Source organism: Gaoshiqia sp. US2, assembly GCF_059705485.1.
On sequence record NZ_AP048550.1, the window covers coordinates 3475226 to 3500854 of the forward strand.

23 protein-coding genes are annotated in these 25629 nt (G+C 40.3%); 21 read left to right on the forward strand and 2 right to left on the reverse strand.

Annotation, left to right across the window (positions count from 1 at the left end; translation table 11 throughout):
* Window positions 1-77: 77 nt before the first annotated feature.
* From AC6H3C_RS13995 to istB, 10 genes are all read left to right on the forward strand, one after another.
* Complete coding sequence (locus tag AC6H3C_RS13995; RefSeq protein WP_497515887.1) at window positions 78-1475, forward strand: IS1380 family transposase; 1398 nt, start codon at window positions 78-80, stop codon at window positions 1473-1475.
* A gap of 394 nt (window positions 1476-1869) precedes the next feature.
* The gene (locus AC6H3C_RS14000; RefSeq protein WP_497516020.1) at window positions 1870-2226 is read left to right on the forward strand and encodes a hypothetical protein; all 357 of its coding nucleotides are present in this window, start codon (window positions 1870-1872) and stop codon (window positions 2224-2226) included.
* A gap of 11 nt (window positions 2227-2237) precedes the next feature.
* Window positions 2238-4784, forward strand: a complete 2547-nt coding sequence (locus AC6H3C_RS14005) for an Hsp70 family protein (protein ID WP_497516021.1) — start codon at window positions 2238-2240, stop codon at window positions 4782-4784.
* The gene (locus tag AC6H3C_RS14010) at window positions 4781-6538 is read left to right on the forward strand and encodes a protein kinase domain-containing protein (protein ID WP_497516022.1); all 1758 of its coding nucleotides are present in this window, start codon (window positions 4781-4783) and stop codon (window positions 6536-6538) included. The genes AC6H3C_RS14005 and AC6H3C_RS14010 overlap by 4 nt, the downstream gene beginning before the upstream one ends.
* Window positions 6539-6862: 324 nt before the next feature.
* Complete coding sequence (gene tnpA / locus AC6H3C_RS14015; RefSeq protein ID WP_497516023.1) at window positions 6863-7207, forward strand: IS66 family insertion sequence element accessory protein TnpA; 345 nt, start codon at window positions 6863-6865, stop codon at window positions 7205-7207.
* A gap of 6 nt (window positions 7208-7213) precedes the next feature.
* Window positions 7214-7570 carry an IS66 family insertion sequence element accessory protein TnpB gene (gene tnpB / locus AC6H3C_RS14020; protein WP_497515904.1) on the forward strand — a complete coding sequence of 119 codons (357 nt, stop codon included), beginning with the start codon at window positions 7214-7216 and terminating at the stop codon, window positions 7568-7570.
* Between the two features lie 74 nt (window positions 7571-7644).
* Window positions 7645-8580, forward strand: a complete 936-nt coding sequence (locus AC6H3C_RS14025) for an IS66 family transposase (RefSeq protein WP_497516024.1) — start codon at window positions 7645-7647, stop codon at window positions 8578-8580.
* Window positions 8565-9323, forward strand: coding sequence for an IS66 family transposase (tnpC, locus tag AC6H3C_RS14030; protein WP_497516025.1), 759 nt, complete (start codon window positions 8565-8567; stop codon window positions 9321-9323). Before AC6H3C_RS14025 ends, tnpC begins: the two co-directional genes overlap by 16 nt.
* 484 nt (window positions 9324-9807) lie before the next feature.
* Entirely contained in the window at window positions 9808-11169 is a 1362-nt protein-coding gene (istA, locus tag AC6H3C_RS14035; RefSeq protein ID WP_497516026.1) for an IS21 family transposase, read from the forward strand.
* An 83-nt stretch (window positions 11170-11252) separates the two neighbouring features.
* Complete coding sequence (gene istB / locus AC6H3C_RS14040) at window positions 11253-11972, forward strand: IS21-like element helper ATPase IstB (protein ID WP_497515901.1); 720 nt, start codon at window positions 11253-11255, stop codon at window positions 11970-11972.
* A 67-nt stretch (window positions 11973-12039) separates the two neighbouring features.
* On the opposite strand, the gene AC6H3C_RS14045 is transcribed toward istB, so the two are convergent.
* Window positions 12040-12408 (reverse strand): transposase family protein, encoded by a 369-nt coding sequence (locus tag AC6H3C_RS14045; RefSeq protein WP_497516027.1) that lies wholly within the window; start codon window positions 12406-12408, stop codon window positions 12040-12042.
* 436 nt (window positions 12409-12844) lie between these two features.
* Here AC6H3C_RS14045 and AC6H3C_RS14050 point away from each other — a divergent pair, with 436 nt between their 5' ends.
* The 6 genes from AC6H3C_RS14050 (at window position 12845) to AC6H3C_RS14075 (ending at window position 17311) form a co-directional block, all read left to right on the forward strand.
* On the forward strand, window positions 12845-13426 hold the full coding sequence (locus tag AC6H3C_RS14050; RefSeq protein WP_497516028.1) for a TetR/AcrR family transcriptional regulator: 582 nt from the start codon (window positions 12845-12847) through the stop codon (window positions 13424-13426).
* 84 nt (window positions 13427-13510) lie between these two features.
* Window positions 13511-14065 carry a 1-acyl-sn-glycerol-3-phosphate acyltransferase gene (locus AC6H3C_RS14055; protein ID WP_497516029.1) on the forward strand — a complete coding sequence of 185 codons (555 nt, stop codon included), beginning with the start codon at window positions 13511-13513 and terminating at the stop codon, window positions 14063-14065.
* Between the two features lie 4 nt (window positions 14066-14069).
* Window positions 14070-14984 (forward strand): patatin-like phospholipase family protein, encoded by a 915-nt coding sequence (locus tag AC6H3C_RS14060; protein WP_497516030.1) that lies wholly within the window; start codon window positions 14070-14072, stop codon window positions 14982-14984.
* Between the two features lie 44 nt (window positions 14985-15028).
* A complete protein-coding gene (locus tag AC6H3C_RS14065; protein WP_497516031.1) occupies window positions 15029-15895 on the forward strand; it encodes a patatin-like phospholipase family protein in 867 nt (288 codons plus the stop codon).
* Between the two features lie 12 nt (window positions 15896-15907).
* Entirely contained in the window at window positions 15908-16618 is a 711-nt protein-coding gene (locus AC6H3C_RS14070) for a glycosyltransferase family 2 protein (RefSeq protein ID WP_497516032.1), read from the forward strand.
* Window positions 16619-16687: 69 nt separating this feature from the next.
* The gene (locus AC6H3C_RS14075; protein ID WP_497516033.1) at window positions 16688-17311 is read left to right on the forward strand and encodes a LysE family translocator; all 624 of its coding nucleotides are present in this window, start codon (window positions 16688-16690) and stop codon (window positions 17309-17311) included.
* Window positions 17312-17553: 242 nt separating this feature from the next.
* Here the strand turns inward: AC6H3C_RS14075 and AC6H3C_RS14080 are convergent, their stop codons facing one another.
* Window positions 17554-17985 (reverse strand): transposase, encoded by a 432-nt coding sequence (locus tag AC6H3C_RS14080; RefSeq protein WP_497516034.1) that lies wholly within the window; start codon window positions 17983-17985, stop codon window positions 17554-17556.
* Between the two features lie 228 nt (window positions 17986-18213).
* On the opposite strand from AC6H3C_RS14080, the gene AC6H3C_RS14085 reads away from it, so the two are divergent.
* The 5 genes from AC6H3C_RS14085 to AC6H3C_RS14105 all read left to right on the forward strand — a co-directional run bounded on the left by AC6H3C_RS14085 (window position 18214) and on the right by AC6H3C_RS14105 (window position 25536).
* Window positions 18214-18474, forward strand: coding sequence for a hypothetical protein (locus AC6H3C_RS14085; protein ID WP_497516035.1), 261 nt, complete (start codon window positions 18214-18216; stop codon window positions 18472-18474).
* Window positions 18462-18725: a hypothetical protein gene (locus AC6H3C_RS14090; RefSeq protein ID WP_497516036.1), complete on the forward strand. Its 264-nt coding sequence runs from the start codon at window positions 18462-18464 to the stop codon at window positions 18723-18725. Before AC6H3C_RS14085 ends, AC6H3C_RS14090 begins: the two co-directional genes overlap by 13 nt.
* 329 nt (window positions 18726-19054) lie before the next feature.
* Window positions 19055-19708 carry a hypothetical protein gene (locus AC6H3C_RS14095; RefSeq protein ID WP_497516037.1) on the forward strand — a complete coding sequence of 218 codons (654 nt, stop codon included), beginning with the start codon at window positions 19055-19057 and terminating at the stop codon, window positions 19706-19708.
* 104 nt (window positions 19709-19812) lie between these two features.
* The gene (locus AC6H3C_RS14100) at window positions 19813-21645 is read left to right on the forward strand and encodes a BamA/OMP85 family outer membrane protein (protein WP_497516038.1); all 1833 of its coding nucleotides are present in this window, start codon (window positions 19813-19815) and stop codon (window positions 21643-21645) included.
* 9 nt (window positions 21646-21654) lie between these two features.
* The gene (locus AC6H3C_RS14105; RefSeq protein ID WP_497516039.1) at window positions 21655-25536 is read left to right on the forward strand and encodes a translocation/assembly module TamB domain-containing protein; all 3882 of its coding nucleotides are present in this window, start codon (window positions 21655-21657) and stop codon (window positions 25534-25536) included.
* Window positions 25537-25629: the final 93 nt, after the last annotated feature.

Below are 25629 nucleotides of genomic sequence, written 5' to 3' on the forward strand. Positions count from 1 at the left end.
AATTCACAAAAACGAAGAAAAGCTCACGAAAATTAAAGATAAATTACTATCTTACAGCGTCTTACAACCGTATTTCCATGAGCTCTTCAGAAAATAAAATTACCGAAAAAACTCTGGACAAGCAAACAGACGTTGCAATTTGCCAGGGAAAACTCTTCGATTTACAACCAATTGACAATAAGCGTATTGAGGTAAGTTTTACTGCATCTGAGATTTCTTCAGATGGTGGTTTGCTGTTGGTCAAAGATATCGAGAGCCGGATTGGCATCATCAAGTCGCTGGTTACTTGTATTGAGGACACCCGGCATCAAAGCTATGTTGACCACTCTTTGGAAGAGATTGCTGCACAGCGGGTATATCAGATTGTTGCTGGATATGAAGATGCCAATGATTGCAATACCTTGCGCGATGACACGATCCTGAAAATGAGTGTTGGACGTTTGCCCATGACAGGGAATGCCTTGGCATCTCAATCAACTATGACCCGTTTTGAGAACACCCCAAGAGCCAGTGAACTGTACAACATCGCGTATGCCTTTGCCAATAAGTTTATTGAATCCTACCCTTCGGAACCTCCTGTGATTATTATCGATTGCGATGACACCAACATTGATACCCACGGGGGGCAGCAGTTAACCCTGTTCAATAACTATTACGGAGAGTATTGCTACATGCCCCTTCACATTTATGAAGGCTTGTCGGGAAAACTGATTACCACCATACTCAAACCAGGCAGGCGCAGCAAAAGTGCCAATGTTTTTGGGATACTCAAAAGGCTTGTTGCCCATTTGCGCAAATCGTGGAAAAATACGGTGATCATTGTTCGGGGCGACAGCCACTTTTGCAGCAAAGAGTTGATGGACTGGTGCGTTGGACAACCCAATATCCATTTTATAACTGGCTTGACCGGAAACAGCGTATTGAATTCGAGTGTTGAAACTCTTGTAAAGAGTTGCGAAAATGAATTTGCCAGATATGCCAAACCCATAAAGCGTTATCACTCATTTGGCTACAAAGCGGGTAGTTGGGAAAACCAGCAACGCGTGATTGTTAAAATCGAAGTGACAAGCAAAGGATCCAATATTCGTTTTATTGTAACCGACCTTTGGGAATACCGGACAAAGGCACTTTACGAACAAGGGTACTGCGGACGGGGCAGGATGGAACTCAATATCAAAGACCACAAAAACTACCTGCAATCAGGCCGGATGTCGTGCAATAGCTTTTATGCCAATCAGTTCAGGTTATTCTTGCATTCAGCCGCTTATGTGCTGATGCACTCGTTGCAGGAGAACATGCTAAAAACAAAGGGGTTGGCAGCTGTTACGATGAAGACATTACGTGAAAGGTTCATTAAAATTGCTGCCCAGGTTAGACAAATGAAGACAAAAATAAAAGTGGAATTTCCAGCTTCATGCCCGCAAGCCAAACTGCTTGAGAATTACTTCCTCGAAATCGGACAGTTGCGCCGTTAGCAACAACCCAACTATATTCAAAAATACATATTAATCAGGCACTTGCAAAGCACAAGATAAAATACCTATGTTCTGTGAAGAAAATACACACAATTTTTGGTCTAAAACTAAACAGGCCAACCTCTAAAATGACCAATCGAAAACAATCGCAGACAACAAATTTTCTTTTCAGCATATGGGTTATTAAATCCCACGGCTGAAAAAATCAAATATTCACCTTTTTAAAGTTTATGAATTATTCAGGTTAAATGATGTTGGTTTCTTGTTTCTAAAAAACCAGGCTGAAATTGATCTGTTTTTATCTAAATTAAGTCCGAAATATTCAGAAGATGATAAGAAAGAAATAAGAAGTAAAATACGAGTTAATTAGTTTTCCATCCCTTACAAACAAAATATGTTCACAGAATTCCCATCAAATCCAGAAATAAACAACTCATTAGCTTTCAAAGTAGCAGACGAGATTACACGGATGCGACAAAGGTTAGCATCCATGCCTTCGGACATCAATGGTATTGCACAACTGTCAAAATCACTCGACCGATTGGAGGAAGAACTTAATATTTTGGAGTTTGAAATGCCAGTCTTATTAAATAAACCATTCGATGATGGTATGACTGTAAAGGCAAGGTTTATTCCTTCGGAAAGCATGAATACCGGTGAGAAAATAATTACGAAAGTAATTAAACCACAGATTAATTATAAAGGACAACTTGTTCAGGTTGCAGAAGTTGAAGTTAGTACAGGAGATTAAAAATCAAATATATGGCACGTCAAAAAATTGATTACGGTATTGATTTGGGTACAACTAATTCAGCTATTGCCCGGTTAGAAAATGGTGAAATCAAGATCATTAAAAGCAACGATGGTCAGATGGACACAACCCCTTCGGTTGTTCATATCAATAGGGCAAAGACCATTTTTGTTGGGCTAAAGGCATTTAACCAAATTGATGCTGATGCAAAAAAAGCGTTAAAGGAATTTCAAAATAAGGGCATTGACTCTGGGTCAAATACTTTCTTTGAGTTCAAACGGACAATGGGAACGGATAAAAAATACCTGTGTCCCAACATTGGTAAAGAGTTTTTATCGGAGGAACTTTCATCAGAAGTTTTAAAAAAGTTGAAGAGTTATGTACTTGATGAAACAATTCAGTCGGCTGTTATAACTGTACCTGCAAAATTCAGACAAAATCAATTAAATGCCACACAAACAGCAGCCGAATTAGCCGGGTTTGCTTATTGCGAATTATTACAGGAACCCATTGCGGCATCTATTGCTTACGGATTGGATGTTCAAAATATGAAAGGTTATTGGCTGGTATTCGATTTTGGCGGAGGAACCTTTGATGCTGCTTTAATGAAGGTTGACGATGGAATTATGAAGGTTGTTGATACTGAAGGCGACAACAATTTGGGAGGCAAGAATATTGATTATGCGATTGTTGATCATTTGTTTATACCGGAATTAAAACAAAAATTCCAGTTGAATAAAGTGATGAAAAATGATTTGGGGCAACACCTTCTTCGCGATGTTCTCAAAAAATATGCAGAGGAAACCAAAATAGAATTATCCTTAAATGAAACTGCTTCACCTTATGCAGATGATTTGGGTATAGATGATGAAGGAAACGAATTAATCCTTGAATTGGAAATCGGAATAGAACAATATGAAGAAGTTATTTCTCCAATATTTCAACGGGCAATTGATATTTCTTTGAATCTACTGGAAAGAAATAATTTGAAAGGATCGTTTCTGGAAACAATTCTTTTGGTTGGCGGTCCAACTTTTTCTCAAACGCTTCGCAGAATGTTGAAAGAACAAATATGTTCCAACATCGAAACATCTATTGATCCAATGACAGTAGTAGCGAAAGGCTCAGCCCTGTTTGCAGCTACAAAAGACATTCCTGTAAACCAACAAAAAAGAGACACAACCAAAGTTCAGCTTACACTCAAATATCCTGAAACAACAGTTGAGACCGAAGAAAAACTTGGACTTTTAGTATATAGAAATCATTCCTCAAAATCACTATCAGGTCAACTTTTTGCAGAAATATTACGAAATGACAATGCCTGGTCTTCGGGTAAAATTGAGATTGTTGATGATGCTGAAATAATCTCTTTACTTCTTAATCCCAATAAATCAAATTGCTTTACTATTACCTTATTCGACGACAAAGGGAACATCTTACCCTGTGAACCATCTGAATTTACAATTATTCAAGGATTAAAAGTTGCCAATGCAACATTGCCCTATAACATTGGAATTGATCTTTTTGATCCGGCAATGGGTAAGATTGGAGTATATACTTTAAAAGGCTTAGAAAAAAACACATCGTTACCGGCAAAAGGGAAAGATGTTTTTAAAACACAAAAAGATATACGTCCCGGGAATCAGAACGATCAACTTAAAATTGAAATCTATGAATGTGGTTATAAAGAAGATGGTTCCAAAAAGATACTGAATGAACTTATTAATCTGGTCATTATTTCCGGTGAGGATTTGCCACAATTTCTACCTGCAAACAGCGATGTCGAAATCGTATTGGATATTGATTCATCGAGAAGGATTCAATTTTCGGCATATTTCCCATATCTTGATGAAACCATTGAATTGAACGTACCAGAGCAGAGACAAACAGAATTTGATGCTGACAAGTTGATGTCAGAAATAATACAGGCTAAAGAATTACTATCCGATTTAGAATCTGATGCAATTCTTGTTAATTATAGTGAAACTGCAAAAATGAAAACTGAATTGAGCGAAATAGCAATTTTGCTTGAAATTGGGAAAGGGGATTACAATACCAAAACTCAGGTAATGGAACGATTAAGGGAAGTGCTTAAACAAATTGATCGAATTAAAGAAGAAAATGAATGGCCAACCATTGAAGATGAATTGAATTGGCTACTTGAAAGAATGAAAAACAATAATCAGCGATATGGCAATGACAAAACTAAAAAACAAGCTGAACAATTGGAATTACAGGCAAAAGAAGTTTGTAAACAGATGAATGTAAAAATCGCCAAGGAATTGATGGAGCAAATTCGTTCCTTTAATTTTACGTTAGTTCGCGATGATATTGGTTTCTGGATTAACTATATTAAAGATTTCGATAACAATTTTTCGTCGCATGAATGGATTAACCCTTCTCGTGCCAGAACTTTATTGGATGAAGCAAAACAAATTATATCCACCAACCCTTCAAAAATGAAAATTGAAGAAATTGTAAGGGAATTATTCACCTTATTGACTGATAAAGAAAAAGCCGTAATTTCAGAAAATGATGATTCAACTTTAATGAGATGAAGAACTTATCAAATGGAATATTAGCTAAAGGAGATGTAATTAATAGTACCTATGAAGTCCAGTTTTTCATTGGAGAAGGTGGATTTGGCGAAGTTTATAGGGTTAAGCACAAATACTTGGGTCTGCAAGTTCTTAAAGTGTTTAAAGAAGAATATTCACAAAAGACCAATATCGTAACATTGGTTCAGGAAGCTAAAATTCTTTCTAATCTTACGCATAACAATATAGTCAGAGTTTTTGAAGCCAATGAATTCACTAAAAACTGTAAAGTTTATTATTTTATTACAATGGCTTTTGTCTCTGGTGAAACACTTACTCAACGTCTATCGCGTTTTTCAAAATTACCATTTGTAGAAGCCTTAAATATTCAAACTGACTTATTGAATGGATTAAGTTTTCTGCATCAGCAAAATCCACAAATTATTCATCGGGATATAAATACGGATAATTTGCTGCTTTCGTATGACGACAATAAAATTGTTGGAAAATTGGCGGACTTTGGGCTTGCACAATCAATTAATCCAATATCAACAATAACTAATGCAGCAGGTCGCTATCAATATTTTGCTCCAGAGTGTTTTTGGAATAGTTATTTTCCTGCTAGTGATGTTTTTTCTGCTGGACTGATTTTTTATAAAATGGTAACCGGAGTTCATCCTTGGAACTATAATTTTGAAAACATTGATCAAGATGATTTTGAACAGCTATCCAATGTGATTATTTCTGCTCGCAAAGAACAACCCCGGAAACCCTCCCATTATAATGCTGCCTGCAGCGAACATTATGACAGTATCATATTGAAGGCGATTTCTTTAAATCTTGAAGATAGGTATCTAAATGCTATCGAATTTTATACTGCCTTAATTACTCAACCAATTGACCTAATTTCAACTATATATAATAGTAGGAAAAAACAATCTGATTCAAATTCGGTAGAAACGATTAATAAAATAAAGGAAAAAGGGAAAGGCTTTGATGCAATTGCAGGGATGACAGAATTAAAAGAAACTTTATACAATGATGTGTTATTGCCTTTAAAAGAGAAAGAATTATATGAAAAATATAAAGTTTCAGTACCCAATGGGATGTTGTTATATGGACCACCAGGATGTGGAAAAACATTTATCGCAAGACAGTTCTCCGAAGAAATCAATTTTAATTTTATTGAACTAAAACCATCTGATCTAGCGAGTATTTATGTTCATGGTACACAGGAAAAAATTGGTCAGGTATTTAAAGAAGCAAGAGAAAAAGCTCCTACTGTTATTTTTATCGACGAATTAGATGCCATTTTACCTAATAGGGAGGGCGATTTAGGACACCATTATGCTAGTGAAGTAAATGAGTTCCTCGCTCAAATGACCGAATGTAATAAAGATGGTATTTTTATAATTGCTGCAACTAATCGCCCTGAAAAAATTGATCCTGCAATATTAAGAACAGGAAGAATGGATAAGGTTATATATCTTGCTCCACCTGATTTTGAAGCCCGGCATGCAATGTTTAAAATGTTTTTAGATGGACGACCGGTTGATGAAAATATTGATCTAAGACGACTTGCAGAATTAACAATACTTTACGTGTCAAGTGACATTAGTTTTTTAGTTAATGAAGCCTCTCGTAACGCGCTAAAGGATAGAGTAAAGATTACTCAAAAACATTTCGAGGATGTTATAAGCAAATACCCGCCTTCAATTTCAGAAAGACAATTAAAAAAATATGAGTCTTTCAGAAATAATAGAAATTTTAATTGAATTACATTGTGATTCATGTGATCTACAAAAAGGCATTGCTGAATTCTCAAATACTGATTTTATAGCATGAAATATCTTACAGACTTTTGCAGAATTTAATGTAAAGAACCACTACTAACTAAGGCATTCAAGCCAAGCATAAAAGACAGTTTGACGAAACAAAAAGTGATAAGTTTTAAACTAAATTAGCATCTAAAATAAACTAATGATCACAAAAGAAGAACTCCAACATATCCTGCCACATATTCCGGAGCGTAAGCATTCGGCGTAATACATATTGCCAGCCAGGGGATCTCGCCGTTTCTTTGATGGAAAAAAATGAGGATGACACGATCAACATTTGAGAAGCTCTTCCAGGAGTATCAGGAGTCGGGCTTGAACGTAAAGGACTTTTGTTCCAACCAGGGCTTTGCCCCTTCCACATTCTACTACTGGAAGAAACAATTGGGTGAGATGTCGCGGCATCAGCCCGGGAGTTTTGTTCCGCTGGTCTTTGATTCCAACTTACCGGTTGCCAGTCGGCGGACAATCCAGGCTCCCATCAATAGTTCCGGTATCCCAGGCAATCAGGCTCCCATCGAGTTTGTGTTTCCCAACGGTACAAAAATGATGATAAGAGATAAGGCCGATATGCATTTGCTAAAAGCCATTGTTCACCTGTTTGATTAGAGCCGGATGTTTCATTTACATGGTAAGCTAAAGTACTTTCTTTATCCGGCACCGGTGGATATGCGCAAAAGCTTTTACACCCTCAGTGGCATAGTAAGCTCGGTCATGAAACGCGATGTTCAAAGCGGTGAGGTTTTCATTTTTGTCAACCGAAGACTCACCATCATGAAGATTCTGCACCTGGAGCACGGTGGCCTGGTTATCTATCACAAGAAGCTTGAAAGTGGGGTTTTTAAGCTTCCCACCTTCGGTGAAGCCCTCACATCTCAGTCCATTGATTGGCACGATTTAATGATGATTGTAAAAAATGTGAAGCCTAAAAAAAGGCTCTTGAAAAAGCGACAAAGCGAAGCACTTTTTTAGTTTTTTTCAGGCACCAAAAATTGGCTGAAAGTCTTGATTTTACTATCTTTACGCTCATAATCAAGCAGTGGTAAATGAGCGATTTTGCAACCGGTAAAGATGTGTTGATCCAGGAGCTTCTTCAGGAACGTGATGAGCTCTTCCAGGAGCTTTCCCGGTTGCGAAAAGTCGATAACGGGGCACTGGAAGAGCTGGAGTCCAAAAATCAGGAACTCGAGCTTGTAGTAGCTCAAAAAGACCAGCAGATCCATAAGCTTACCGATCAGCTGGCCTGGTTTCGCCACAAGTTTTTTGGGAAATCCAGCGAAAAGCATATTGCAGAAGATCCCAATCAAAGAAAGATTGACTGGGATGGACTGGATGTACTTCCTGAAGAACAGACCGCCATAAAAGATGCAGAAAAGGAATTAATCGAGTATGAACGGCGCAAGCCTGAAAGAGAGAAAAAGAAGGCTGTGCGCCAGCCGCTTCCAGACCACCTCAGACGGGAGATAGAAGTCATAGAGCCCGAAGGTGTCCAGGATAACTGGGTACGCATTGGCGAGGAAGTAACAGAGATACTTGAACACAAACCCGGCGAGATTTATGTACGCCGGATAGAACGCCCAAAATACGCCGTAAAGCAATCAGCAGGAGAAGAAAATATTACGAATGCACAGGACCGGGAGGAAATCCCGGCTATCCGTATTGCATCCATGCCGCTGTTGCCTTTACCCCGAAGCAATGCCGGCCCTTCGTTGTTGGCCGAGCTGATGATGAACAAATATTTTTACCACCTGCCTTTTCACCGTCAGATTGCCATATTAAAGATGGTCGGGGTAAGATTGCCCGCATCAACGGTTAATGGTTGGTTCCAGGGCAGCAGCGATTTACTTCGGGCGCTTTATCTTCGCTTAAAAGAACTCATTCTGGCATCCGACTACATCCAGGTTGATGAAACACCATCCCGGTTATCAATAACGAAAAGCACAAAGCCAGTAAAGCTTACCTGTGGATGGTCCGCTCGGTAATGGACAACCTTGTTTTCTTTCACTACGATAAAGGCTCCCGGGCCGGGAAAGTAGTGGTTGATCTTTTGAAAAATTACCAGGGAGCTGTTCAAACCGACGGTTATCAGGCATACTCAATCTATGAGCAAAAGAAAGGTGTTTTGCTCCTGGGTTGCTGGGCGCATGCGCGCCGCAAATTCTCCGAAAGTCTTCCCGAAGACAAAGCCGGAGCAGGGTATGCATTGGCACAAATAGCCAAACTCTATCAAGTTGAAGAAATGGCCACTGACCAGGAAATGGATTTCCGGCAAAGAGCTGAACTTCGAAAACGGCTGGCCTATCCAATTATGCGTGCCTTTGAAAAATGGATTGAAGGATATTACCCTAAAGCGCTGCCGGGTGGTAGAATGGGCAAAGCGCTGGCTTATACCTACAATCTTTTTATGCGTCTGTCCCGCTATCATTTGGATGGCCGCTACCTGCCTGACAACAACCTGGCCGAAAATGCCATCAGGCCACTGGCCGTAGGAAGAAAGGGGTATTTGTTTTGTGGCAATCATGAGTCGGCAGAGAATGCTGCCATCATGTATTCCCTGCTGGGGTGCTGTAAAGCCAGTGATGTGAATCCCCGGGAATGGTTGACCGATGTATTTACCAGAATCTCATTGTACAACAACAACTACGATTTAGACTTGGCCGACCTTTTGCCACACCGTTGGAAAAAATCCAACAAATGCCAGAGTTTTTCAGAAAACTCCAACTAATTCCAAGAGATTCCAGTAGAACTTAGAAAATTCCAAATCTCAGGCTGGTATCCCCGGTCTAAGAGAAAATTCAGTATACGTGGCAGGCCGAATGCTTACTCCGGAGCATACCCACCCACTTTTGAGTAGAAACATTTCAGTTCCAAATTGAAAGTTGATCCTTCAAAACCACGTTTTTCATGTCTGTTTTCGCTAAAAATAGGCTTAAAACAGGATGAGAAGACAAAAAACTGTAACAAAAACTCTTGAATTCCGGAGCATGCCCGTTCACGGGCACCTTTTTCCGGGGCATATCCGTTCACGTTATTTTCGGTGGGCGAGAAATACCCATTTTCCGGAGCATGTCCGTTCGCTTTTGGATAGTAGTGTTTTTGTTCCCAGTTCTTTCCGGAGCATATCCGTTCATTCGAACGTTCATTCGCACCTTTGCAACAATATAATCACCCAACTGAGCAAAGGCAATATGGCAGGAAAATCAGCAAGTATGAGTAGAATAAAACAAGTTCTCCAGTTGAGCGGGAACGGAGTGTCGAACCGTCAAATAGCCAAGGATTTGGACATAAACAAAGAGACGGTCAATAATTATGTTCGGTTTTTTAACCTTGATTCATTGACGCTAAAACAAGCCTTGAGCATGGAAGATCCCGAACTTGAAGCACGCTTCAGGGCAGGCAATCCGGCATATACAGACTACCGGCACCAAACGTTTTTAGATGAGTTGCCACATTTTAAAGCCTCGTTGGGGCACAAACATGTAACCCGATTTCTTGTATGGCAGGAATATATCGCCAAGCATCCTGACGGCTATCGTAAGACTCAGTTTTTCCATCACTTAAAACAGCAATTAGCAGCCGCTAAACCTACAACGGTGTTGAGTGATACGTATGTACCGGGCGAAAAATTATTTGTCGATTTTGCAGGCGATACAATGGAATATATAAACACAGAAACAGGTGAAATAACCAAGGTGCAAGTATTTGTGGCCTGTTTGCCTTACACGGATTATGCCTTTGCGATGTGCATTCCCTCTCAACGGGTGGAGGATTTTCTACATGCCATTTCCAAGTGTTTGGAAGCCATTGGGGGCGTACCCAAGATTTTGGTAACCGACAACCTTAAATCGGCTGTAATAAAGGCAGACAGGTATGAACCAACGCTGAACAAAGCATTGGAAGACATGGGCAACCATTATCACTTTGTAACCATTCCCTGCCGCCCATATTCTCCTACACACAAGGCATTGGTAGAGAACCAGGTGAAGATCATTTACCGACGGGTATATGCCAAGCTGCGCAGCACCACGTTTTATTCATTGGAGGATTTGAATGAAGCGGTATCGCAAAAAATGCTTGAACACAATCAAACACGGATGCAACAACGCCCCTACAGCCGTGAAGAACAATTTTTTGCGGTTGAAAAGGACACGCTCTCCCCTTTGCCCGAACAGCCTTATGAAATGAAGTTTACCTGCAATTTGCAAGTCCGTAACGATGGGTTTGTTTGCCTGGCACGCGACAAACATTATTACTCCGTCCCCTTTATCCATATTGGTAAACGCAGCCATATAATTTACACCCGCACATTGGTCAAGATATTTGTAAACAATGAATTGGTGGCTACACATGAGCGTCGCTTAGGCTTTGGGCATACGCACATAAAAGAACATCTGGCATCCAATTCCAATGCCTTTTTGAGCCGTTCGCCCGAGTATTATCAGGAGAAAGCGGATAAGCACAGTGCTGTATTTAAGCAGCTTGTATCGGACATGTTTCTTGATTTGGAACAACGCCAGATTCCTCCCGAGTTTAAATACAAGACCTGTGATTATATCGCAGATCCAGAGTGAGAAATGCATGAATCCACAACCAACGAACCATGAAAACATGCGGGGAAACTCGTATTATAAATAACCAATTGAAAAAACATTGTATGCAAGAAATTGAAAAATCGCTTCACAAACTGAAGCTTCCCGGTATGGCCGATTGCTGGACCTCCCTGTGTGAAACACGCAGGGCCGACAAACTCTCACTTCGTGATGGGCTGCAGCTAATGTTGCAAACCGAACAGGACACCCGAAAAACAAACCGTATAGCCCGGTTGCTCAAAGAAGCCGCGTTCCCGTATCCGGCTTCGCTGGAGGAACTTGATTATGGCACAGCCAGAGGTGTTGACGCAACCACTGTGGCACTGTTGGGTACGTGTGGATTTGTCCGCAATGGACAAACAATAGTGATTAACGGACCTACCGGAACAGGCAAAACCTATTTAGCTGTTGCCTTGGGCGATAGGGCATGTCGATTGGGATTTAATGTCGCATTCATTACTATGCAAAAGTTATTAGACAGAATCAAGCTCGAACGATTGCAAGGTCAAGAAATGCGATTCATGGAAAAGCTCTCACGGGTGGACATGTTAATCATAGATGACTTTGGCATGAAAGCATTAGAAGGACAACAACAAAACGATTTTCAACAAATTGTTGATGACAGATATCGAAAAAAAGCATTGATAATATCCAGCCAGCTACCGGTAAACGACTGGTATGCAGTTATAGGAAATGAATTGATTGCAGAATCTTGTTTGGACAGAATTGTCCATAAGTCGATACGTTTTCAATTAAAAGGAGAAAGTCTTAGAAAGAAGTATTAATTTTATATCTGCCTAATCGTTTTTGAACAAAAAGTGAACGGATATCACCGGAAAACGTGAACGGGTATCACCGGAATATGTACAAGTAATAGGTTGATTCAGTGGGAACTGGATCGTCAGCGTTATGTAAGCCAATGGCGCTACGGACCAACAGGTTAAAACGGCAGTTCTCAAAAATCTTTTGGTCGCTTAAGCCTTCGGCCTCTTTTAGTACCATCATTGCAACCAGTAGGCGGACAGGCGCATTGGGAGTACCGTTGTCCTGACAATATAAAGGCCGAAAGATATCTTCGTCGATGCGCATGGTAACCTGTTTTCGAAACTGGTTATGCCAAGCCTGTTCGTCTTCGTACATTTTAAGCGAATTGCCAGAAAACAAAGATTTGGGCGATGTGAAAATGTTAAGTTGACCTGATTTTGATGATTTCTTAAACATTTGTTGCTCTTTTTATTATGGAAGCAAGATACATAAAATAATTGAAATAAATATCTGATTATTAATTAATTAAAAACACGTACACTTTTCGGAGTGGACTCAAACTTCAAAAGGTGAAATAACCCATTTCCATTCCATCATGGCACACTTTTTCTTTATAAAAGTGCCCCAAAGAACTTATGCAAGCCGTTGATAAACGCCTGAAAGATTCAGGGCCCCATTACGCACCTAAATTTTCTTGTGCTTTGTTTTCTCTGGATTTTACAGACAAGATATCAGAGAAAAAAAATAATTGAGATTACTGTATGTAACGTTTCTTCATACAAAACTTATGTTCATAGGAAAGAATACATTCAAAATATTGAAAATTTTTGATGGAATTCAAATATTATAAATATATTTGTACTGAAAAACAATAATAGTACAAATAAACTATATGAGCATCGATAATACCAAAGATTCGATTTTAAGTGTTGCAACTAAGTTATTTAGTCGCTTTGGGTTTCACAAAACCTCAATGGACGAAATAGCTAGAATTGCAAGGAGAGCGAAAGGTTCTTTATACTATCATTTTGCAAGCAAAGAGGAATTGTTTAAGGAGGTAGTATCAATAGAAATGACAAAACTGAAAGATCAGTTGACTGTTATTGTTAATAATCAAGATTTAAATGCCTCTGAGAAAATCAAAAGATATCTCATTAAAAGAATGGAGATTTTAAATACTGCTGCAAATTACCATGAAACGCTAAAAGCTGACTTTTTTGAACATTTCGATTTCATTGATGATTTACGCACCGAATTAGATTTTTGGGAGAAGGAACATCTTAAAAAAATAATATTACAAGGAGTTGACAGAGGTGAATTTGCTGTCATCGGAGATATTGATGTTTTATTAGATGTTTTTATTATGGTATTAAAAGGACTTGAGATACCTTTCTTCCTGCAAAATAAGTATGAAAAATATTCGCCTCATTTTGAAGGTCTAATGAGAATATTAACAAAAGGGTTAGCACAATAATTTTTTTTCAATAAAACTGACTATAAAACGATTTAAGTACAATATTCCTTAAGTAATAAAATCAATAGATTAAAAACGCCAACCATGCAAACGATATCAGGATATATTCTCACAAATTTATTGGGTTGGCGAATTTCAGGCGAATTTCCCGACATCAAAAAGAGCATCATCATATTCGCGCCTCATACCTCCTATTTCGATGCTTTATATGGTAAACTTTGTTTTAACGAGCTTTGCATTAACCATAGGTTCCTATCTAAAAAAGAGCTTTTCTATTTTCCAATGAATCTCTTCTTAAAATGGTACGGATCGATACCGGTTCGCGGTGTAAAAGGTCAAAACGCTATTTATCAGGTTGCTAAAATGTTTGAAGAATCACAATCTCTGCATATCATTCTTTCTCCCGAAGGTGCTTTTGCAAAAACGACTAAATGGGACAAAGGTTTTTATTATATGGCCTGGAAAGCGAAAGTCCCGATTATTGTTGGCTATCTTGATTATCAGAAGAAAGAAATTGGAATAAAAGGGGTGATTGATAATCTTGAAAATATAAATACAGTCATACATCAAATAAATGCCATGTATAAGGATGTTAAAGCAAAATATCCTGAAAATTTTTCAATTGATCAAAGCAGCTAAAAGTATGAAACCATCAATATCATTAGTATTGTCAAGCGGTGGCGCCCGAGGGGTAGCGCATATCGGAGTAATTGAAGAACTGGAACGGCAGGGATATGAAATAAACTCCATATCAGGTTCGTCAATGGGAGCACTTGTTGGCGGAATCTACGCATCAGGCAATTTGCAGGTCTTCCGCGATTGGATGTGTAAGCTCGACAAGAAAGCAGTGTTTAATTTAGTCGATTTTACTGTGAGCACCAATGGCTTAGTAAAAGGGAATAAGGTAATATCGGAATTACAAAAGTTGGTGACTGATGAAAATATTGAAAATCTGCCTATCTCGTTCACCGCTGTTGCAACCGATATCAGGAATAAAAAAGAAATAGTTTTTGATAAAGGAAGTCTGTTTGAAGCAATCCGTGCTTCAATTTCGATCCCAACCATTTTTAAACCTTGTAACCTGGATGGGATGTTGTTAATCGATGGTGGCGTTATAAATCCATTACCAATAAACCGGGTTAAGCGAAGAAAAAATGATTTACTGATTGTTGTTGATGTAAGTGGACCCGTGTCTTCAACAGCGGATGCCCCAGAAGTAGAATCCTTGATAAATGGAAATAACGAGTTGAGCTACTTCTCATTCCTACTAAAAAAAGGATTTCGATTTTTACCCAAGATCACAGGAGATCAGTTAAATTATTATACGCTTTTATCACAATCCGGAAGCATGATGGTTCAACAAATATCAGCAATGTCTATTGAAATGCACCAACCCGATATTTTAATTCAGATTCCAATAAACTCTTACGGTCCCTTTCATTTTTATAAATCAGAAGAGATTATTGAAGCTGGAAAATTGGCAACACAACTTGCACTGAATGAGTTTAAGACTAAAACTGAAACTATAAATAATATAGATGTTTTTATCCAAAACTAGACTGCGAAATATATCCGTTTTAATAATTAAGCATAAAATAACACATGTATCCATCAGTATCATTAGTATTATCCAGCGGTGGTGCCAGGGGTGTCGCCCATATTGGTGTTATAGAAGAATTAGAACGACAGGGTTTTGAAATAAGATCGATAGCAGGTTCTTCAATGGGAGCTCTGGTTGGCGGAATATATGCGTCGGGGAATTTACAAGTTTACAAAGAATGGATGTGCAGCCTTGACAAAGAAGCAGTCTTTAATTTGATTGACTTTACTTTAAGTACCAACGGATTAGTTTTAGGGAGCAAAGTAATAAAGAAATTACAACAAATAGTCCCCGATGAAAAAATTGAAGATTTACCGATTTCTTTCACTGCTGTTGCAACCGACATCATAAATAATAAAGAAGTAGTTTTTGATAAAGGAAATCTGTTTGAAGCAATCTGTGCTTCAATTTCAATACCTACTTTTCTCAATCCAAGTAAGTTAAATGAGGATATTCTTATAGATGGCGGCATTTTGAATCCCATACCAGTTAATCGCATCAAACGAAGAAAGGATGATTTATTAATCGTTGTTGATGTAAACTCCCCCATACCATCCGAGAGGCTCTCTGTTACCCCAAAATCATCAAAGGAAGAAGAACCCGAATTGAACTATTCATCTTTTATTAGAAAAAAACGCCAGCTCCTTTCACCAAATATTAAAGAAGAGCCGTTGAATTATTATACACTTCTGGCCCATTCAGTCAATTTGATGATGCAGCAGATTTCTGCAATGACAATAGAGTTGTATCAACCAGATTTCATAATTAAAATTCCCATGGATTCGTACGGAGACTTTCTTTTTTATAAATCTGAAGAAATTATTAAGTCAGGGGAACTGGCCATGCACAAAGCACTTTTTGATTTTTAAACATATAAAAAGATGAAAAACGTTTCAGCAATTATCTGTGCATATAACGAGGAACGGACAATCAAAGATGTAATAATCTCCGTCGCCGAAAGTAAAATTTTTAATGAGATTATCGTTGTCAACGATGGATCAACTGACGAAACAAAAAGAGTTATTACTGATTCAAAGAATACCTGCCAAATAATTGACATCCATCTTCCAGAAAACAAGGGAAAGGGATATGCCATGGCGACGGGAGTCGAGAATTCAAATTCTGAAATTATTGTATTTATAGATGCTGATTTAACAAATATATCAACAACACTGCTCTCATTACCGCTTAACCAATTAATTCAGCCAATCATTAATAATGAAGCTGATATGGTTTTGGGCCAACCATTTGTTGCAATATTAAACTATAAAGTAAATCCATTTAAATCATTAACGGGAGAAAGGTCTGTTAAGAGAGAAGATATTTTGCCCCTTATAAATAAAATGAAAGCTTCCAGGTTTGGAGTAGAAACTTTGATTAATCTTTATTACCAAGCAACCGGTAGAGTTGTAAAATACGTTTTATTACCAGAACTTGACCATCTCTCAAAATTTAGTAAAGTTTCAACATTATCAGCAGCAAAACAATATGTAAAAGAAGGACAAGAAATTGCATATTCTACGCTGAAAAATTACGACTTAATTCTAAGAAATCTAAAGAATATTATTAAAAGTGACAAGAGAAAGATATAAAAATAGTTCGCTAAATGCTATTATAGGTAATTTTTTATTTAATATAAAGATGTTATTACGAAAATAAAAATGGATATATTAATTTTTAAAGGATTGTTTATTGGATTTGTTGCATCTATCTCTATAGGTCCAATTGCATTTACCACTATCCAGAGGACTTTAAATAATGGAAAGTTGAGAGGTTTAATTATGGGGTTTGGCGTTGCAATTGTTGATACTATTTTTGCAATTATCGCAACGTTAAGTGTAAACTCTATCTTTAATTTTATTGAATCATATCAGGTTCCGATCCGATTATTTGGGGGAGTGATAATTTTAGCTGTAGGGTTTAAATTATTAGCAAAAAAATCCATAGTGCAAACCGGTGAAATAAAAAGTAAAATTAGCACTTATATCGCGGATTTTTTTTCTACTTTTTTGCTAGCACTCTCTAATCCATTGACCATCGTTATGTATGCTCTGTTTTTTGTCACATTTAATATTGTGCCCAAGGGAAGCAATTATTTTGAACTGCTTGAACTTTATAGTGGCATTTTTATTGGAACAAACTTGTGGTGGGGATCAATCGTTTTTTCAACAAACTTCATTCGTAATCAATCGTGGTTAAAAAATTCTCAGCGATTAAACAAGTCCCTTGGAAGCATAGTAATATTCTTTGGCATAGTATCATTAATAAGTTTATTCGTTGTATGATATTTGAAATTGATAATTAGTATTTAAAAATCTAATTTGATTTTTTTGAACCAAAAATATTTTGGTGTATGAGCAAAAGCGATTCATATATGGCCAAATTAGTCTAACTCCGCGAATCGAACCTTCTGTTTTTCTTTGCCCATGCAGGGTGCATACCCCTTTTTAGCCGATATCCGGGCTATGTGAACGCACCGCTCCCATACACCCCCGTGTTAGTATCCATATTTTACTCCTTTCTGTTATTATGCCGCTTCGATGAGCCTGTCAAGTTCTTCCCAGTCGGCCTTATAAAAATGGTGTTTATACATTTTCAATTCTATTTGGTGCCCGCTGCTGGTTATTTTAGCCGGGACTGCAATAAACCAGTCGATAAAGGTCCGGTGTTCCTGTTTTTTGAACTTGCCTTTTTTCTGCCGCACCATCACCGACAGGTTATAGGCCAAAACATTCAGTTGCCATAGGATGTCGTTTGCCCAGAAGTCGCCGGTAAGCGTGCTTCCGGCCATCACATGGCCTTTTACCTGTTCGATCCATGTTTCGCTGACAGAACGTTGCTTATAAAGTTCGTGCAATGCAGCGGCATCAAGGTCAAGGTTACTTGCATAGCAAACGTACTGGTAAACCGGGACAATTTGCTTCTGCCCAAGATATTCGGCCTGTATCCAGCGATACAAAACCAATATTACGCAAAACACTGATAATCAGCAGAAAATAAATAGAAAGTAAATCAAAATTTGTATCGCGTTAATATTTAAAATATTGATATAATGAAAGTTGCATTTTCTGTATAGGAAATTGCCAGCGTAAAAACTCAGACCATGACCTGACAATCGTTCTTTCCATATGACTACTGAAATAAAACAAACACCCAACCCGCAATAAGTCTTGATCAACAAATAAATATGGAAACAAAACCGAAACAAATTTTTACGAACAAAGCGATTTCAATAGCCACATTTATAGGTGGGCCGCTTGCTGCCGGGATTCTGATTTCCAAAAATTACAAGGTTTTCGGCCATGATGAAGCTGCCAGAAATGCTGTCTTTGCCGGGCTTATCGCTACATTTATCCTGTTTGCCGGACTCTTTATGTTACCTGAACAATTGTTCGACAAGCTTCCGCATTCATTGATTCCCTTTATCTACAGCCTTTGGACGATGTAAAAACGGTAGAAGATGCCGTTAAACGGTTAAAAGCTTATTTTCCCGAGAACCAAACAATCGATATTATCTTTTTGACCACAGGCGATGACTACACCATTAAGTTTTTTGTATCCAGACATCTGTGGCAAAATCAGTCAATTACTGACCGCTTGAAAAGTACAGTTGATTACATTCAAAACAACGGGATTGACAGAACTATAAAACTGAGACTCATTGATATTCAAACATTTGAAGAATACAATCCCGTTTAGCTTTCCAGGAAAACAGGGATCATTTTTACCAACTAAACGATGAAACAGGCACTTATACTACTTATCTTTTCCGGCTTACTCAGTTCATGCGCAAGTTTGATGAATCAGCCATCGGTTAAAACAACCATTTGCACCACTGAGCCTTCCCTGATCATATTCAATCAGGACACCATCAGAACGATTGACAACAAAGTCCGGCTAATTGCCGAAAAAAAAAAGATCCCATAGCCATCACTGTTGTAACCGACAGTTTAGAAAAGAATGTAATTATCCATGCCAAAAATTCATTTGTCTATTATAGCAATATCTACTGTAACTATGGATTAGGAATGCTTGTCGACCGCAAGAATCCTAAGCGTTATTCTTATCCGCAACAGGTTTATCTGAATTCGTCCGATACGACCGGTCAATATTTTAGCTTAGGAAAAGCCAATAACAAAGGGGTATTATTGCTTCACCTGTCTTTACCACATATCAATAGTTTCCACTTGGTTTCTGATCAGGAAGAGAGCAAAACCAGCATTGGGTTTTGGGGAATTACTCTTGGTCTTGACTATTACCACCGCAAAAATCAATTTTTGAATTTGTCGGTTTCCGGAGTAACCGACTTTTTTGTGCCCTTCCCGGCGGCAATTGACATCAGCGGGGAGTATGAACTCATGAGTTCAAGATATGTAAGCTTATCAAATAATCATAAAATTAAACGATTTTCGGTTGGGTACGGGCTGTCTTACGCCAGAAATACCTGGGATCTCCGGTTCTATGATCAGTTTGACCCGCCTCCACCAACACGAGAACCGGTAAAAAAAAGAAACAATGCGCTGGGATTTATTTTTTCGTCGTACCTACAGACGGGGCAACACTTCAATTTAGGAATTAAATACAGACCAACATTTTACAGACCCGATGCGACAGAAAGATGGAGGTATGAACACCTGATCAGTCTTGATCTGGCATGGAAAATCCCCCTAATTCGCCGATAAGGAAGTAAAATGAATAAAACCGATGACACAATAATCAGAATAAACATTTAAACCTTTGGGGGCTGAACGGAATTATATAACTTGTAGCAGAAAACGGATTAGCCATGAAGATGCCTCTCTTCTCTTTCATGATTGTCGTCCTGATCAGTCTCGCTTTCCCCAGAAAAATGCAGGCTCAGGAAAACTATGAAATCAGAAGTATTGTGTTTCACGGGAACAAAACATTGGATGACGATTTTCTGCTCGACGGAATGGTTTTAAAAGAAGTTTCGTATCTCCAGAAAGTATTTACGAAAGAAGAACCGTTTCTGTATAACCGGGAATTGGTTGATCTGGACATGGAGCGGCTAACACATATCTACCAAAGCGAAGGATTTTTAGATGTTAAAGTGACGCTGTTGCCGTTGAAGGAAAACTCAAAAAGACAAGTGGTGAGGCTGGCTATTGAAATTGACGAAGGCAATCCGGTACTGACCGGGGATGTTGACATCAGTCTGGCCAAAAAAACCGATATCAACCTGGATTCGCTTAAGCAAAAAGTGTTACGTAAGCAGGAACTTGCAAAAGGCAAACGTTTCCGCGATGAAGCCTTAATGCGCGACGTCCAGTTACTTGAAGATGCGTTTCGCAACCTGGGATATGCATACGTGAAGATCGATTATCAGCTCAACCTGAAACCGGTTGAGTCTGTCACCGGAATCAGCTATGTTGTCAACCCCGGTCCTATTTGTTATAACGGCGAAACAAACATATCGGGAAATAAACATGTTTCTGAAAAGTTTATTCGCAAGCAACTCAACTACAAAACGGGTGAATTGTACAACAAGTCGTTGCTCGCAAAAACCAGGCAGGATTTGTACCAACTCCAACTTTTCCGGGTGGTTTCGGTGCTTCCCGAAACCGATGTAAAAACAAGGAAAAGCCCGATACCCGTTAATATTTACATCGAAGAGGCTCCGCGCGTAGGTACACGTTTCGGCTTTGGTTACGGTACCGAAGATAAGTTCCGCACCTTTATGGAATTAAATTATCGTGGTTTTTTGAGCGATGCAAGCCGGATGAACCTCTACCTGAAACATTCGGCCCTGATCCCCTACTCGGTCAGTTTAAGATGGATTCAGCCCCAATTCCCTGTTAAAAACAGCTCCATTGGCATTAATCCGTTTATCATCCGAAACACGGAACCCGGTTACGAAACACGCAGGCATGGAGTAAATGTGCCCGTCACCTACCGTTTTAACGACAGGTTAAACAGCAGCCTGACCTATTATCTTGAAAATGTGGAACAACGTATCGAGGCGGGTGATGAGGAATTTGAAGACATGGAAAGCAGTAAATTCCCCTACAACAAATCGGGAATTTTGCTCAGTACGGTGTTCACCAATTCAAAACCAAAATTTTCGCCAACAAAAGGCGAAAGTCTGTCGGTTGGATTTAAATTGAACGGGCATTTGTTTGGCAGCGATTTTAATTACACCCGGTTATGGGGCGATTTTCGCAGCTACAAAAAAATCGACCAATGGGTGCTGGCTTTCCGGCTCATGGGCGGTGGCATCAGTTCGGCCGACAGCAACGGGTTCATCCCGGTAGAAGACCGCTTTTATTCAGGCGGAAGCAATTCGGTACGCGGGTGGAACCGTTCTGAACTCGGCCCAAAACGCGACAGCGGCACTCCCATGGGCGGTAAAAGTATTCTGGAAGGGAATATCGAAGTTCGCCATCCGCTGTTTTGGCGCCTCAGCGGGGTGGCTTTCGTCGATGCCGGAAATGTTTGGACGGGATCATACCGATATCAGCTGAACGAACTGGCTTACGCAACCGGTACAGGAATACGGATTGAGACGCCCATTGGGCCAATCCGTTTGGATATTGGTTTTCCGTTGTGGAACGAGAAAAAAAGTCCGCAATTTTTTATCAGCGTCGGGCAAGCATTTTAAACGATACAAATGTCAAAAATTATTACATATGGCTTACGTATTTTGGGATGGCTGCTGTTGGCCATCCCGGTGCTGCTTTTGGCTGTTGCACTTCTTATTCAAACAAAACCGGTAAAACGAAAACTGATAAACCTGGTTGAGCGCCAGGCTGCAAATTTCGCACATGCCCAACTAACGATTGGCGAAATTGACGGAAATTTCTTCACGCATCTCAGCCTGAAAAATGTTTTGTTGACCAGTCAATCAGACACGCTCGCCTTGATCGAGACACTGGAAGCCCGCTACAATTTATGGGCGCTGCTTGACCGAAAACTTGAACTAAAGACGGTATCCGTCGGGAAACCCTTTTTCTACCTGAAACAAATCAACGATTCCACCTGGAACGTGCAGGAAATGATCAAGCCCTTTCCCCCGGATTCGGTTGCCGATACCACCGCATCCAAACCATTTGAAATTGACCTGGCGCTGTTTCAAATAGAAGAAGGATCGGTAAGAATCGACGCTGCTGATACCCTGATCCCGCGGCAAATCAAACAAATTAACACCCGTTTGTCGCTGAACTATTCCGGCCGGCAGCAATCGCTTCAGCTTCATGATTTTTCTTTTGTCACCAGGCATCCTGATTTTACACTGAAACAACTTTCCTTTGATCTGTCGATCAATAACGAATTGACAGAGTTAAAAAGGTTTTACCTGAAAACGGCTCAGAATCAACTCAGCGGCAACCTGGCCTATGCAGAAAACATTAAAACAGAATCCACTGCCCATATTCAAAGCGCCCCCCTTCAATGGAATGAACTTGAATTCTTCTTACCCGACCTGAAGATTCCGGCGACACCGGTTTTCAAGCTGGATGCGGCCATCAGGCAAGGTTCTCTTACGGCAAGTCTGGAATTGGCTGATCAGGATCAACGGATTTCACTCGAACTGGAATCCGGGAACCTGACCGAATGGGCTTTCAATCAGGATAGTTTACAACTGAGTTACCGGATGAACGGCATTTTTGAAAATATCTTCTTGTCCCATTGGCTCGGCGATTACGGCTTAAACTACCTGATAAACGGCGAGTTGAAGGCTACAGGCAAGGGTATCGACCCGAAAACGGCTGTCGTCAACCTGAATGGCGACTTCGATCATTGCTTCATCGAGGAAAAACCGGTTGACCGGCTTAGGTTCAACCTGAACTTAAACCACGGCAATTTGGACGGTATGGCTGAAGGCCGGGGCAATTTTGGTCAGTTTAAGCTGTTTTCAACTGTCCGCGACCTATATGGAAATCCTTCGTACCGGTTTGAACTATTGGCGCAAAAACTCAACCTGGCTCAGCTGACCGGAGTCGACAGCCTGGAATCAAACCTCAACCTGACAGCAAAAATATCAGGTCAGGGTATCGATCCGAAAACACTCCGTGCCCAAACGTCGGTCGTTTTTTCAGAATCACAAATACAACAAATCAAGGTGGATACACTGTTTGCCCGGGTCGACTATGCGTACGAAAATATCCGGATCGACTCGCTTTGGCTTCAAACGAAATCGGTTAACCTGACGGCACACGGAAATTATCACCCCGCTGCCGACTCCGACATCCGACTGTCGGCTACCATTGCCGGACTCGACGAATTCAGGTCGTTTATGCCGGCAACCGATCTGCAAACAAGCGGACAAATAAATGCCCGGCTGACCGGAAAAGCCGACTCGCTCCACCTGCACACAACCCTTAATCTGGCTAAAACCACCTACGAAAGTTATTCCGTCGGGCAATTGCTGGCCGATGCCCGGGTCAGCCTGACGGCATCAGATACCTTGGTAAATGCCCGTCTGACTGCCTTCGATTTATCCAATGAATCGTTTCGGCTGGACTCTGTAAGTTTGGATTTGGAAGCCAATCCCGACTCGCTGTATCTCAGCGGCCGGCTAGCAGGCATGGGCTTAAGCAGTCAGTTGGAAACCGGCATTCGCATGGGAGATCAACTCAGAATCACCCTAAACGAATGGCTGATCAACTACAAGGATCAGCATTGGGCCCTGCAACAGGCTCCCGCCATTATTGAAATGGATTCGCTGAGTTACCGGATCAGCAATTTCAAAATGGCGCCGGTGGAAGCAGACAGTTTACAATACCTTTGGGCAGAAGGACAAATCAGTCTGCACGGAGAAGAAGATTTCAGGTTTGAAGCAGCCCATATTGATATCCGAAAACTGGCCGGATTATTTGAGCAAAATGTGCCTGCTTCCGGTTATTTTGGATTAAAAATGGATCTGGGCGGAACGGCTGCATCGCCTGAAATAACAGGGACCTTCGACATTCGTGAAGCTGTTGTGAACGATTTTGAGTTTACCGACTTTGGCGGAACCATGAATTATCGTCACGGCTTGCTCAATTTGGAAGCCCAGATCGTTCCCCGCGACGGCGGCCATTTCGAACTGGCGGGAAGTCTGCCGCTGCAACTGAGCCTGGACAGTATGAACTATCAGTTTAATCCGAAAGATTCGGTGCAGTTCACCCTATCTGTTGACGAGTTTCCGCTGGCTGTTTTGCAAAACCTGAAACTGAACCAGGAAATCAAAGGTTATCTCCAGGGGGCGATTACAGTAAACGGAACCATCGAATCGCCAGATCCGAAAGGAAAACTGGAACTGAAAGAAGCCTCACTGAAAGTTCCTGAATACGGAATCGATTACCGCAACATCCTTTTCAACATCGAATTTCTTCGCGACAAGATACTCCTGGATACCTTCCTGATCCGCTCAGCCGACGGGACACTGACAGCCGACGGTCAGATTGATTTTAATTCGGATTTTTATAAAGGCGACATCAGCCAGTCATCCATCGCGATTCGGCTTCGGGATTTCAACCCGGTCAACCACCGGCAGTTCAACATGAAAGTTTCGGGTAATGCCAGCTTGGGTGGAAAAAAAGGAGAGGTCGCATTTAACGGAGATTTAAACATTCCTCAATCCGAAATATACCTTCCGGCAATCTTCCGCATGATGGGGAAAATGAACGTGCAGGAGATTCCCAAACCCCTGTTGATGCGAGAGATGGAACACATGAACCTGCGAGATGATACCCTGGCGACAATTCAAACAAGCAGCGCGACAGATACTTCCCGCTTCGATTATTTCAACCAGCTCACCGGTAAACTGCGGATTAAAATTCCCCGGAACACGTGGATCAAAAATGATGATCTTCGCCTCGAACTTTCGGGAGACCTGGAATTGATCAAACATGCCCGGTTTTTCGAACTGTTTGGCTCAATTGACGTGATACGAGGCCAATACGACCTGTTTGGGCGCACATTTGTCATCACCAGCGGCAGCATTCGCTTTAAGGGAGGTGAGGAACTAATCCCTGAAATGGACATTCTGGCGGCATATACTTTCAGAAACACGCAACGGGTGTCGCAAAAACTGACGGTTAACATTACCGGAACAGCGACAGCCCCTTCTGTCAGCTTCATGCTCGACGACAGCTCCATCAACGAGGGAGATGCCTTGTCATACATCCTGTTTGGGAGAGGAATGAACGAACTCACCTTGGACCAACAGGAGAATCTGAGCGGAGCCGGAGGCGGCAGTTTGGCCGGAACAGCCGCTGCATCGCTCTTATCCTCGCAAATCACCAAATTTTTAGGAGACAAACTTAATGTCGATTATATTGAAGTGAAAAGTGACGGCGGGTTCGACAATGCCACGGTGGTCGTAGGAAAATACATCACCCACGATTTGTTTGTCAGCTACGAACAACGGTTCGGTGAAACCGATGGAAAAGACATGGCCAAATACGAAGTCAAACTGGAATATGAATTGTTTCGCTTTTTATTCTTCCAGCTTAACAACTCATCCTATGACAGCGGTTTTGACATGATTTTTAAATTTGATTCAAAATAATTAATCAGTTATCATATAACCCAAAGTAAGGTCCTTCGTAAAAGAATCCAATAATACCAGCCATATTGCATGTTTACAACGAATATCATATTT